The 12,217-nt window shown below is 64.3% G+C and carries 13 protein-coding genes; 5 read left to right on the top strand and 8 right to left on the bottom strand.

The window, feature by feature from the left end; translation table 11 throughout:
* The first annotated feature begins 36 nt into the window (after positions 1 to 36).
* The 4 genes from AC097A_RS03415 to AC097A_RS03400 all read left to right on the top strand — a co-directional run bounded on the left by AC097A_RS03415 (position 37) and on the right by AC097A_RS03400 (position 3,187).
* Positions 37 to 426, top strand: coding sequence for a methylglyoxal synthase (locus AC097A_RS03415; protein ID WP_105260032.1), 390 nt, complete (start codon positions 37 to 39; stop codon positions 424 to 426).
* 38 nt (positions 427 to 464) lie between these two features.
* Complete coding sequence (locus tag AC097A_RS03410) at positions 465 to 1,493, top strand: AI-2E family transporter (RefSeq protein WP_479619755.1); 1,029 nt, start codon at positions 465 to 467, stop codon at positions 1,491 to 1,493.
* A 118-nt stretch (positions 1,494 to 1,611) separates the two neighbouring features.
* Complete coding sequence (locus AC097A_RS03405) at positions 1,612 to 2,004, top strand: VOC family protein (protein ID WP_479619754.1); 393 nt, start codon at positions 1,612 to 1,614, stop codon at positions 2,002 to 2,004.
* Between the two features lie 271 nt (positions 2,005 to 2,275).
* The gene (locus AC097A_RS03400; protein ID WP_479619753.1) at positions 2,276 to 3,187 is read left to right on the top strand and encodes a restriction endonuclease; all 912 of its coding nucleotides are present in this window, start codon (positions 2,276 to 2,278) and stop codon (positions 3,185 to 3,187) included.
* Positions 3,188 to 3,334: 147 nt separating this feature from the next.
* On the opposite strand, the gene AC097A_RS03395 is transcribed toward AC097A_RS03400, so the two are convergent.
* The 4 genes from AC097A_RS03395 to AC097A_RS03380 all read right to left on the bottom strand — a co-directional run bounded on the left by AC097A_RS03395 (position 3,335) and on the right by AC097A_RS03380 (position 6,738).
* Positions 3,335 to 3,640: a DUF3892 domain-containing protein gene (locus tag AC097A_RS03395; protein ID WP_479619752.1), complete on the bottom strand. Its 306-nt coding sequence runs from the start codon at positions 3,638 to 3,640 to the stop codon at positions 3,335 to 3,337.
* 53 nt (positions 3,641 to 3,693) lie between these two features.
* The gene (locus AC097A_RS03390) at positions 3,694 to 4,809 is read right to left on the bottom strand and encodes an acyl-CoA dehydrogenase family protein (protein WP_479619751.1); all 1,116 of its coding nucleotides are present in this window, start codon (positions 4,807 to 4,809) and stop codon (positions 3,694 to 3,696) included.
* Between the two features lie 16 nt (positions 4,810 to 4,825).
* Entirely contained in the window at positions 4,826 to 6,007 is a 1,182-nt protein-coding gene (locus AC097A_RS03385) for an acyl-CoA dehydrogenase family protein (protein WP_479619750.1), read from the bottom strand.
* A 65-nt stretch (positions 6,008 to 6,072) separates the two neighbouring features.
* The gene (locus AC097A_RS03380) at positions 6,073 to 6,738 is read right to left on the bottom strand and encodes a YceH family protein (RefSeq protein WP_479619749.1); all 666 of its coding nucleotides are present in this window, start codon (positions 6,736 to 6,738) and stop codon (positions 6,073 to 6,075) included.
* 13 nt (positions 6,739 to 6,751) lie between these two features.
* Here AC097A_RS03380 and purN point away from each other — a divergent pair, with 13 nt between their 5' ends.
* Entirely contained in the window at positions 6,752 to 7,342 is a 591-nt protein-coding gene (purN, locus tag AC097A_RS03375; protein ID WP_479619748.1) for a phosphoribosylglycinamide formyltransferase, read from the top strand.
* A 64-nt stretch (positions 7,343 to 7,406) separates the two neighbouring features.
* Here purN and AC097A_RS03370 read toward each other — a convergent pair whose 3' ends face one another.
* Genes AC097A_RS03370 through AC097A_RS03355 form a run of 4 tightly spaced genes read right to left on the bottom strand, consistent with a single transcriptional unit; the run spans position 7,407 to position 12,128 of the window.
* A complete protein-coding gene (locus AC097A_RS03370) occupies positions 7,407 to 8,615 on the bottom strand; it encodes an ABC transporter permease (RefSeq protein WP_479619747.1) in 1,209 nt (402 codons plus the stop codon).
* On the bottom strand, positions 8,615 to 9,376 hold the full coding sequence (locus AC097A_RS03365; RefSeq protein ID WP_479619746.1) for an ABC transporter ATP-binding protein: 762 nt from the start codon (positions 9,374 to 9,376) through the stop codon (positions 8,615 to 8,617). Before AC097A_RS03365 ends, AC097A_RS03370 begins: the two co-directional genes overlap by 1 nt.
* Entirely contained in the window at positions 9,373 to 10,704 is a 1,332-nt protein-coding gene (locus AC097A_RS03360) for an efflux RND transporter periplasmic adaptor subunit (protein ID WP_479619745.1), read from the bottom strand. The genes AC097A_RS03365 and AC097A_RS03360 overlap by 4 nt, the downstream gene beginning before the upstream one ends.
* On the bottom strand, positions 10,701 to 12,128 hold the full coding sequence (locus AC097A_RS03355) for an efflux transporter outer membrane subunit (protein ID WP_479619744.1): 1,428 nt from the start codon (positions 12,126 to 12,128) through the stop codon (positions 10,701 to 10,703). The genes AC097A_RS03360 and AC097A_RS03355 overlap by 4 nt, the downstream gene beginning before the upstream one ends.
* Positions 12,129 to 12,217 lie beyond the last annotated feature (89 nt).

Here is a 12,217-nt window from a genome sequence, read left to right as displayed (position 1 = left end):
TGCAACGGTGTGGGTCTGGTGATTTAGCATGCAGGGATGAGCCAAAACACACGCCCGCGGATTGCCCTGATCGCCCACGATCGCAAGAAAGACACCATGGTGGAACTCGCCCGTGAGTTCGCCCCCTACCTGCAGCAATGCACCCTGATGGCCACCGGTACCACGGGTGGCCGGTTGGTGGACGAAGTTGGGTTGAGTGTGGAGCGCATGCTGAGCGGCCCCTGGGGCGGCGACTTGCAAATTGGCGCGCGCCTGGCGGTGGGCGAGGTGGACGCGGTGATCTTCCTGCGCGACCCCATGACCCCGCAGCCGCACGAGCCCGATATCAACGCCCTGGTGCGGGCCTGCGACGTGCACGATGTGCCCTGCGCCACCAACTTATCGAGCGCGCGCTTGGTGCTGGCACAAATGCTCTTGAAAGGATAGCGGTTGACGCAGGGCATGCTTGTTACCATCCGTCACCCATGACGCATCCCTCTGCCACCCCGCGTACCGCGCGTATCCTTCCCCGCCTTGTGACCACCGCTGCCCAAGTACTTGCGCTGCTGCTGTGCTTGCTTACCCTGTGTTACGGCCTGTTGCCGGGCCTGCTGGCGGTGTGCCTGGGCTATATGGCCACCCAGGCGCTGACCCACAGCCGGCGCCTGGGGCGGTTCAAGCCGGCGCCGTTCTGGGCTGCGACCGTGGTCATTGTGCTGCCACTGCTGGCCCTGGCCTTGGTGTTGGCCAATGCCCAGGGCATGCTGGTGGGGGCTGTGGCGCAGTACGAAGCCCTGCTGCACCACCTGGCCCGCACCGTGCTGGAGATTCGCCAAAAACTACCGCCCAACCTGGCCGCCCATCTGCCGGACGAGCTGATTGCCGCCCAGGCCTGGTTGGCGGCTTACCTGCAGTCGCAGGCGCGCGCCCTCACGGGCTGGGGCTCTGCGGGCCTGCAAGGCGGGTTGCTGGCCTATGTGGGGCTGGTCATTGGTGCGCTCGTGGTCGGCACACCGGCCGTGGGGCAACCTGCACCCCTGCGCGCCGCCATGCGCACGCGGGCGGCGCATTTCATCCAGGCCTTCCGCCAAATTGTGGTGGCCCAGTTCTGGATTGCGGCGTTCAACGCCGTGTGCACCGCGCTGTTCCTGTTTGCTGCGCTGCCGCTGTTTGACGTGTTTATTCCCTACAGCGGCATGCTGGTGGCGCTCACCTTTTTTGCCGGCCTCATCCCCATTGTGGGCAACCTGCTGTGCAACGGTGTGCTCACACTGGCCGGTGTGTCGGTGGCGCCCATGGTGGGCCTGGCCTGCCTCATGTTTCTCATTGCCATCCACAAGTTTGAGTACGTCATCAACGCCAAGGTGGTGGGCAAACGCACCGGCACGTCGGCCTGGGAGCTGCTCACCGTGATGTTTGTGGGCGAAGCCATCTTTGGCGTGGCCGGCCTGGTGGCCGCGCCGCTGTACTACGCCTATGTGAAGCGGGAGCTGCTGGAAGAGGGCTTGGTCTAGAGTTTTAAGCCTTTTAGGCCTATAGCCCCCGTGGATATTGCGCGAGCAGCTTCTGTTTTGATAGCATTTTGAGGCTGCTGCACTCGCCCACCGGCGGGGCAGCCCACCGGAGGAGCCCATGTTTTCCCACATCTTTGTCGGCGTGGCCGACTTCGAGCGCGCCTTGCGCTTCTACGCACCGCTGATGCAGGCGCTGGGCCAGCAACAACGCTTTGTGGACCGCAGCCGCCCTTGGGCCGGCTGGCAGACCGAAGGCGTGGCGCGCCCGTTGTTCCTTATCGGCAAACCATTTGATGGGGACCATGCGGCGGGCAACGGCCAGATGGCCGCCTTTCTGACGGACGGCCGCGCGCAGGTGGATGCGGTCTACCAAACCGCACTGGCCTTTGGGGGCAGCAGCGAAGGCGCTCCCGGCCTGCGGCCTGAGTACCACGCCAATTACTACGGCGCCTACTTCCAGGACACGGAGGGGAACAAGCTGTGTGTGGCTTGCCATGAGGCGGAGGAGTGAGCGTTTATTCGCATCTGCAAAGGGGGGTGGCTTCTGCATGGACGAAAGCGGGCTTGCAAACTGGTAACCATATGTTCGAAGTACGAGTACCCGGTGCAAAGCCCGAACTGATCGCTGATATCGTGCCGCGGCTAGTGTTGCTTCCAGCGGATTCAAGGATCATGGGGACGCTAGGCAGTTGGCCGCCTCAACCAGCAATGTGGCGAAGTCCTGACCATTGATACTCCCGCCTTTTTTCGCCTGAACTGTTCGCTGCAAGTATCCTCCGCATATGGCCATACCTGATTACCAAACCTGCATGCTTCCGTTCCTGCGCCATTTGGCCGACGGCAACGAACATTCACTGAGAGACGCTGAACAGGCCCTTGCTGAACATTTCAACCTAACGCCCACAGAGAGAGCCGAGCTGCTGCCCAGTGGGCAGCAAGGCATCTTTAAAAACCGAATTGGCTGGGCCCGGACGTATCTGAAGAAGGCCGTGCTGATAGAAGCTCCGAAGCGGGCCGTGTTCAAAATCACCGAGCGGGGCCTTAAAACATTGGCGTCAAATCCAGCTCGGATCGATGCCAAGCTTCTTGAGCAATGGCCTGAGTTCATCGAATTTCGGGACCTATCCAAGGGCGGCACTGAGGAAACGCAACCGACTGAATTGCCACTAACAACCACTACGCCAGAAGAAGCCATTGAGCTTGCGTATCAGGGCCTAAGAGAGCAACTGGCTCAAGAGTTGCTGGCAAGAATTTTGTCTTGCTCGCCTACGTTCTTTGAGCAGCTTGTCGTAGAGCTCCTTGTAAAAATGGGCTATGGCGGGTCGCGTCGAGATGCAGGGGAGCGAATCGGCCAAACCGGGGACGGTGGCATTGACGGCATCATTAAAGAAGATCGGCTTGGCCTCGACACGATTTTCATTCAAGCTAAACGCTGGCAAGGATCGGTCGGAAGGCCGGAGATACAGAAATTCGTTGGGGCCCTGCAAGGCCAACGAGCTCGGAAAGGCGTTTTTATTACAACGTCTTTCTACACGGCTGATGCGATTGACTACGCATCGCGCATTGACACAAAGGTCGTTCTCATCGACGGCAAGCAGCTTTCCGCTCTCATGATTGACTTCGACGTTGGCGTTTCCGCAGCTGCTTCGTATGTTGTCAAACGCATTGACTCCGACTATTTCGAGGAAAACTAACGCGATATATGAGGTCACATAGCAAGTGCAACCCAGTGCCCTTGCGCCCCCGGCCTAACTGGTTGTTAAACAGGACGTCTACAAGCTTCGCGGCAGCCGCCCGCTAGCGTGAGCATTAGAGGGCGCCCGCGCAAAGTAAAGCACAACTCATTTGTCCGGCAGCGAAAGCAGGTCTTCGGTAGGGCGTCCATCGCGCATGGCCTGCAGGTACTTTTTACGCCCCAGCGTTTGCACGCCGACCCAGGCGCCGGGTTGGCCGGGCTTGGAGGCGGGGCACCACAGGGCCTGGGGGCCGCTGGATTCGACGAAGTCGATCAACTGCGTGTGGGTGGAGAAACCGGTCTCTTGGGTAGGCTTGCCGTCCACCACCTGCACCCACCACAAAAGGTTGATGTGCTCGTGTTTGTAGCCGCCGCGCATGCGCTTGGCCACACATTGGAGATAGACCGCCATGGTGGTTTCAAGGCAGGGTCTGGCGCTGGTATGCCGCCCAGACCCTGGCTTGTTTAGGCAAACACGCCAGCCGTATCTTGCATGCGCACCGACACTTCGCCCAGATGGTGCAGGCTGTCGCCAAAGGTCATTTCCAGTTGGGTGAGTTTCTTGAAGTAGTGGCTGCCGATGTACTCGTCCGTCACGCCAATGCCGCCGTGCAGCTGCACCGACTGCTGGCCCACAAAACGCATGCTCTGGCCCAACTGGACTTTGGCGCGTGCCATGGCAGCGCGGCGCTCGGGCGCGGGGGCGTTGAGCTTCAGGCTGGCATAAAAACTCATGCTGCGGGCCAGTTCCAGTTGCATCTTCATGTCGGCCGCGCGATGGCGCAGGGCCTGGAAGCTGCCGATGGTTACGCCAAACTGTTTGCGTGTGTTCAGGTATTCAGCGGTGATGGCCATGGTCTTGTCCATCACGCCCACGGCCTCTGCGCAGACGCAGGCAATCCCGATGTCCACAGCATGTTCCAGCGCGGTCAGGCCGTCCGTGGTCAGCAGCGTGGCGGGCGCGTTCTTCAGCACCACTTCGGCGGCGCGGCCGCCGTCTTGCGTGCCGTAGCCGCGTGTGGTCACGCCAGCTGATTCACGCTCCACCAGGAACAGCGCGAGCTGGCTGTTCACCTTGGCGGGGACGATGAAGGCATCGGCCTGGTCACCCACGGGCACTACGCTTTTTGTAGCATTCAGCACATAGCCACCGGGGGCTTGCGTGGCTTTTGCCTCACAAGCGTCGAGCCGGTAGCGCGCTGCGCGCTCCTGGTAGGCCAGTACCACCAGCTTTTCGCCGCTGGCCACGCCGGGCAGCCAAGCGGCCTTGGTGGCGGCGTCGGCGTAGCCGGCAATCACGGCGCCTGCAATCAGCGCCTGGGCCAGGGGCTCCAGCACCATGCCGCGGCCCAGCTCTTCCATCACCACCATGCCCTCAATCGGGCCCATACCCATGCCACCATCGTCTTCGGGCACATACAGGCCGGTCAGGCCCAGTTCGGCCAGCTCGGTGTAGGCGGTGCGGTCAAAGCCTCCCGCCTTCTCAATGGCGCGGCGGCGCTCGAAGGTGTAACCCTTGTCCACGTACTTGCGTACGGCGTCGCGCAGTTGTTCCTGGTCGTCAGAGAAATCGAAGTCCATCTGTGTATCTCCTTGTTCAACCCAGGACGACCTGGGAGACGATGTTGCGTTGCACTTCATTGCTGCCACCGTAGATGGTGGTCTTGCGCAGGTTGAAGTAGTGGGAGGCCAAGGGTGCGTTGCCCACTTCACCGCCGGGGAAGTCGCCTTGCCAGCCGGCTTCCATGGCTTCGCGCACCAGGGGTAGGGCGAAGGGGCCGGCGGCCAGCATCATCAGCTCGCTGTAGCGCTGCTGGATCTCGCTGCCACGAATCTTTAGCAGGCCGGCAATGTCCAGCGAGTTCTTGCCGCTCTTCTCGGCCGAGAGCACGCGCAGCACCATCATCTCCAGCGCCACCACGTCCACTTCCAGCTTGGCAATTTCATCGCGGAAGCGGGTGTCTTCCCACACACCTTCGCGCTTGGCAATGCGCTTCAAGCGTTCCAGCTCGCGCTTGCTGCGGTTCACGTCCGCAATGTTGGTGCGTTCGTGGCTCAGCAGGTGTTTGGCGTAGGTCCAGCCCTTGTTCTCTTCGCCAATCAGGTTCTCGGCCGGCACTTCCACGTTGTCGAAGAACACCTCATTCACCTCGTGGCCACCATCCAGCATGATGATGGGGCGCACGGTCACGCCGGGGCTCTTCATGTCGATCAGCAGGAAGCTGATGCCGGTCTGGGGTTTGCCTTCGTTGCTGGTGCGCACCAGGCAAAAGATCCAGTCGCCGTATTGGCCCAAGGTGGTCCAGGTCTTTTGGCCGTTGACGAGGTACTTGTTGCCCTGGCGCTCTGCCTTGGTTTTGACGGAGGCCAGGTCGGAGCCCGAACCGGGTTCGCTGTAGCCCTGGCTCCACCACACTTCGCCGCTGGCAATGCCGGGCAAAAAGCGCTCTTGCTGTTCGGGCGTGCCAAAGGCCATGATGACCGGCGCCACCATCACCGGGCCAAAGGGCACGATGCGCGGCGCGCCGGCCAATGCGCATTCTTCTTCAAACAGGTGCTTTTGCACCGCGTTCCAGCCGGGGCCGCCAAATTGCTTGGGCCAACCAAAGCCCAACCAGCCTTTTTTGCCCAAAATCTTGGCCCAGCGCTGCATATCGTCGCGGGTCAGCTCCAGGGCGTTGTGCACCTTGTGGGCGATGTCAGCAGGCAGGTTCGCGCGGACCCAGGCGCGGATCTCTTCGCGGAACTGCTGCTCTTCGGGGGTGAATGCCAAATCCATGGGAAAAGTCTCCGGTTGATCGGCCCTAGGCCGTTTACAAGACAGTTTTTAGCACGGTCGTTCGTTTATGGTTGTCCGGGTTGTGACATCCCCAGTTCGGCGCACAGCTTTTGCACCGTGGCGCGCAGCTCGGCCAGCTCAGTCTCCAGCTGCGCCACACGGGCCTGCAGGTCGGCATTGGCAGGCGTGGCCATGCGACTGACCGCGGCGGCGCTGGCGTCCACCGGCCCGCACAGCAGGTGGGCCCAGCGCTGCTCGCGGGCGCCGGGTGCGCGGTCCAGCTTGATGACCAGCGGGCCGCCTTTTTCTTCGCGCCGGTCCTGCATTTCTTCCAGAAAACCCTCCACCGACGAGGTGTCGGCAAAGCGGTACCAGCGTTCGGCGTTGAGCCGCAGCTCGGCCGAGGTTTGCGGGCCGCGCAGCACCAGCAGGCCCAGCAGCACGGCCGATTGTTCGGGCACACCAATGCCGCGCTGGGCGTTGTGGGTGAACTTGGTGGTGCGCCCGCCCGTGGTCTCGTGCACCAGGCCGGCTTCGCGCAGCGTGTCCACCGCGCTGCTGACTTCGGCCTCGCTCAGTTCCATCAGCGGCTCGCGGCTGGTTTTCTGGTTGCAGCCCAAGAGCAGGCTGTTCAGGGTGAGCGGGTAACTGTCGGGCACGGTGCGTGCTTTTTCCATCAGCGTGGCCAGCACGCGGGCTTCAACAGGGGTCAAGAGAACGGGGGTGGTCATAATTCAGCCAGTTATGAAAAACATCGTCATTTTGATCTCTGGCGGCGGCTCCAACATGGCCGCCATCGTGCGTGCGGCCCAGCGCGAGGACTGGGAGCGCCAATTCGGCGCCCGTATTGCCGCCGTGATCAGCAACAAAGGCACGGCCGGTGGCTTGGTGTTTGCCAAAGAGCAGGGCATAGACACCGCCGTGCTGGACCACAAGACCTTTGAGAGCCGCGAGGCCTTTGACGCCGCGCTAATGGCCGAGATCGACAGCCACACCACACCCGAAGCGCCGGTGCTGGTGGTGCTGGCCGGCTTCATGCGCATCCTCACACCCGGCTTCACCACGCACTACGCCGGCCGCCTCACCAACATCCACCCCTCGCTGTTGCCCGCCTTCCCCGGCCTGCACACCCACCAGCGCGCCATCGAGGCCGGTTGCAAGTTTGCCGGTGCCACGGTGCACTTGGTCACCGCGGAACTGGACCACGGCCCCATCCTGCAGCAGGCCGTGGTGCCCGTGCTGCGCGACGACACCGCCGACACCCTGGCGGCGCGCGTGCTTACGCAGGAACACCTGATTTATCCGCAGGCGCTGCGTGAATTGCTATTGAAATAGGAGCTGCTTGCGCAGGTTCTATAAGCGCTAGAGGCACTTTTTGCTTAAAAGTGCTTCCGTGTGTTTATTCGTGTCGCAGCGCCTCAATCGGGTCCAACTGCGCCGCACGCCGCGCTGGCACGTAGCCAAATACCACCCCAATCGCCGCCGAGAAGGCGAACGACATCAGGTTGACCCCGAGGTCAAAGGTATAGGGAATCTGCATCAGTGCGGCCAGGCCCAGCGAGGCCACGGTGGCCAGCGCCACGCCCAGCAGGCCGCCCAGGGATGCGAGCACCACCGCCTCGATCAGGAACTGCAACAGCACCTCGCGCTCCAGCGCACCAATAGCCAGGCGCAGGCCGATCTCGCGGGTGCGCTCGGTCACGCTCACCAGCATGATGTTCATCACGCCAATGCCACCCACCAGCAGGCTCACGGCGGCCACGGCGCCCAGCAGCGTGGTCATGATCTGCGTGGTGCCCGAGAGCGTGTCGGCCAGCTGCTTGGTGTCCAGCACGTTGAAGTTGTCCTCTACGCCATCGGCCAGCTTGCGCTGCTCGCGCAGCAGCTGGGTGATGCCGCTCTTGATGCGGGTGGCGTCGCTGCCCTCGGCCATCGAGACCAGCAGGGTGTTGACGCGCGTGTTGCCGGTGATGCGGCGTTGCAGGGTTTTGAGCGGCACCAGCACCACGTCGTCTTGGTCGTTGCCAAAGCTGCCCTGGCCCTTGGAGCCCAGGATGCCCACCACCTCGCAGGACACCTGTTTGACGCGCAGCGCCTGGCCCAGGGCCGGCGTGCTGCCAAACATCTCGCGGCGCACGGTCTCGCCGATCACACAGACCGCCGAGCCGGCGCGCAATTCGTCGTCGCTGAACTCGCGGCCTTCTTTCAGTTGCCAGTTGCCGGTGGTGAGCCAGCCATTGTTGCTGCCCACCACACTCGATGCCCAGTTGCGCCCGTTGGCCACCACTGTCACGCTGGCGCGCGATTCGGGTGCCACGGCAGCAATGCCGCCGATCTGGCTGGCGATGGCGGTGGCATCCACCTCCTTGAACGAGGGCGAGCTGCCGCCGCCGGCGCCCGGGCCCATGCGCTGGCCAGGGCGAATCTGCAGCAGGTTGGTGCCCAGGCTGGAGATTTGCGTTTGCACGGCCTGGGTGGCGCCGTTGCCCAGCGTGACCATGGTGATGACGGCGCTCACGCCAATCACGATGCCCAGGATGGTGAGGAAGGAGCGCATCAGGTTGCGCCGGATGGAGCGCAGCGCGAGCCAAATCGTGTTGAGGAACATCAGTGCACCGCTTCCTGGCTTGCTGCGTGGCGCCGCACCGGGTGCGGGTTCACCACATCACTCTCGATCACGCCGTCCACAAAACGCACGATGCGCTTGGCATAGGCCGCCATGTCGGGCTCGTGCGTGACCATGAGCACCGTGATGCCGTGCTGCACGTTCAGGTCCTGCAGCAGCTCCATGATCTCGGCGCTGCGCTGGCTGTCCAGGTTGCCGGTGGGCTCGTCGGCCAGCAGCACCGTGGGCTCGGTGACGATGGCACGCGCAATCGCCACGCGCTGCTGTTGCCCGCCCGACAGTTCGGCCGGGGTGTGGTGCTCACGGCCCTGCAGGCCGACTTGCTCCAACGCGCGTGATGCGGCCTTGCGCCGCGCGCTGGCGGATTCGCCGCGGTAGAGCAGGGGCAGCTCCACGTTCTCTTGTGCGCTGGTGCGCGGCAGCAGATGGAAGCCCTGGAACACAAAACCCAGGTAGTGGCGGCGCAGCTGGGCGCGCTGGTCGCGGCCCAGGGTTTCCACATGCACACCTTGGAACAGGTACTCGCCCGTGGTGGGTGTATCCAGGCAGCCCAGCGTGTTCATCGCGGTGGACTTGCCCGAGCCGCTGGGGCCCATGATGGCGACAAAGTCACCGGCCTCGATGCGCAGGTCCACGCCCTTGAGCGCCTGCAGCACGGTGGCGCCCTGACCGTAGGTGCGGGTCACGCCGCGCAGCTCGATCAGGGGCGGGGCCATAGCGTTCACGGTTGCGGCCGTGCTCATTTGCTGGCTCCACCGCTGCGCTGGTCGGTGATGACGCGCATATCGGCCGTCAGCTCGCCGCCGGTGACTTCGGTCATGCGGCCGTCGCTGATGCCGGTCTGCACCGGTACCGCCACCGGGGCGCCGTCGCGCAACACCCAGACCTGCTTGCTGCCGCCTGTGGCCGCGTTGCCCGCGCTTTTGCGGGTGCCACTGCCACCGGGCATGCGCGGCATCAGGCTGCCCACAATGCTGCTGCTTTGGGCCGCAGGTTTGCCGGTGCTGGCCGTGGTGCTGGGGCTGTAGCGCAGCGCGGTGTTGGGCACCAGCAGCGCGTCTTTGCGTTCGGTGGCGGTGATGGTGGCCGTGGCCGTCATGCCGGGGCGCAGCGTGAGGTCGCTGTTGTCCACCTCCAGGTAGGTGATGTAGGTGACCACGTTTTCGGTGGTGGTGGAGCCGTAGGCCACGCGCGTGATGGTGGCGGGGAACTTGCGCGAGGGGTACGCGCTGACCGTGAAGCTGGCCTTCTGGCCCACCTTCACCGAGCCCACGTCGGCCTCGTCCACATTCACCTGCAGGCGCAGCTTGCTCAGGTCTTCGGCCACGCTGAACAGCGTGACCGCTTGTAACGAGGCGGCCACGGCGTTGCCGGGCTCCACAGTACGCGTGAGCACTACACCGTCGATGGGCGAGCGGATCGACGCTTTGGACAGGTTGGTCGCATCACTCGATGCGCCTGCTTGCGCTTCGGTGACGTTGGCACGGGCGCTGGCCTCGTCCGCCTGGGCACGTTCCAGCGTGGCGCGGGCGGCATCCAGCTCGCTTTTCGCCGGTACCTTGCCGCCCGACAGGCGCGACACCTCTTCCAGCCGCGCCAGGCTGACCTGCGCCTCTTTCACGGTGACCACGGTTTGCGCCACCTTGGCCTGCGCGGCACTCAGCGTGGCACGGGTTTTGGTGAGCTGGTCGTTGAGTTTGGCGGTGTCCAGTTCCACCAGCAGCTGGCCTTTGCGCACGCGGTCGTTCACGTCCACCAGCACATTGCGCACCGTGCCCGAGAGCTCGCTGCCGATGTTGACCGAACGCGTGGGCTGCAGCGTGCCGTTGGCCGACACGCTCAGGGTCAGGTTGCCGCGCTGCACGGTGTCGCTCACATAGCTGGGCGCGGCCTGGGCCTGGCTGCGGGCCTGCAATGCGTAGGTGGCACCCAGGGCCAGCAGCACAGCGGCCACGCTGGTCAGCACCACGGGGCGGCGCCACCAGGGGCGGTTGGGGGCGGAGTGCAGCAGGGCCTGGATGTCGGCGGTGCTGGGCACGGCGGAAGAGATGGGGGTGGTGTCGGAGCTCATGGTTGTCCTGCGGAAGAGGGGGGTGTGGGCTGCCAGCCACCGCCGAGCGCCTTGTACAGGCGCACATGGTCGGTGCCCAGGTCGGTGCGGGTGCTGGCTACGCTGTTTTGCGCGCTCAGCAGCGTGCGTTGCGTGGTCAGCACGGTTTGGAAGTCGATCAGGCCGCTGGCATAACGCTGCTGGGCCAGCAGGGCGGCCAGTTCGGCCGCGGTGGCTGCGCTTTGCAGATGCTGCAGGCGCGCACGGTGGCCGCGCAGGGCGGCCAGGGCGTCTTCCACCTCTTGCAGCGCAGTGAGCACCGTGCTCTGGTAGCTGGCCTGGGCCTGCACCAGCGCGGCTTCTTGCGCGCGCAAGGTGGCTGCCGTGGCGCCACCGTCAAACACCGGCATGGAAACACTGGCCAGCAGGCTGCTGAGCACGCTGGCGCCATTGGTCAGGCCGGCCAGCGTGAGGGTGCTGAGGCCGAGCGAGCCGCTGATGGAAAAACTGGGGTAACGCGCGGCATTGGCCACTTGCACACGTGCCAGGGCGGCGGCAATGCGGGCTTCTTCGGCACGTATGTCGGGGCGCTGGCGCAGGGTATCGGCCGGAAAGGCCAGGGCCAGCTGCTCGGGCGCGCCGGGGATGGGGGCGGCTGCGGTCAGTTGCTCGGTCAGCGCGGTGGGCGCCTGCCCGGTCAGCACGGCCAGGCTGTGCTGGCTGGCGGCCATGCTGGCCTGCAAGGTGGGAATCTCGGCGCGGGTTTGCTCCACTGCGGTGCGGGCCTGCTCCACCTCCAAGCTGGTAGTGAGTCCGGCCTGTGCGCGCCAGTCGGTCAGCTGTAAGGTCTCTTGCTGGCTGGCCAGGTTGTTTTGTGCGATGGCGAGCTGGCTTTGTTGGCCACGCAATTGCAAGTAAGCCAGGGCCACTTCGGCAGCCAGCGACACCTGGGCATCGGCCAGTGTGGCCTGTTGGGCCTGGGCATCGGCCTCCGTCGCGTTCAGGGCTTGGCGTTTCCCGCCAAACAGGTCGGGCTCCCAGCTCGCGTCCAGCCCGGCCTTGAAGACGTTGGTGGCGGCCTGTTCATTGGTCTGGCTGCGCTGGCCGGAGCCGCTGGCGTTTAGGCTGGGCAGCAGGGCGCCCTGTTTGGCGTCGCGCAGGGCGCGGGCTTGCTGCAGCGCGGCCTCGGCCTTGCGCAGGCTGGGGTTGGCCTGCAGCGCCTGGGTCACCAGGGCGGAGAGCTGGGTGTCGTTGAACTTGTCCCACCACTGGGCCAGGCTGTCGGGCGTGGCGCTGCTGGCTTGTGACCAACTGGCGGGCAGGGGCGGGGTGTCGGGCAGGGCGGTGGCCGCCTGGCTGCCCAGCGTGGCCAGGGCCAGCAGGCAGGCTGCAACACCGTGGCGCAATCGTGGGCGGTGCAAAAAAGATGAAGGGTGAGGTGGCATGGCCCTGATGGTGCCGGCCACGGGTTTCGCCTTCGTGCCCTGTGTGTAAAGACCGGTAAAGACGGCACAACGCCGGGTCCACATGGCTG

It is taken from the genome of Rhodoferax sp. XS2R6 (assembly GCF_056521365.1).
This window is presented reverse-complemented; position numbering and strand designations above follow the sequence as displayed.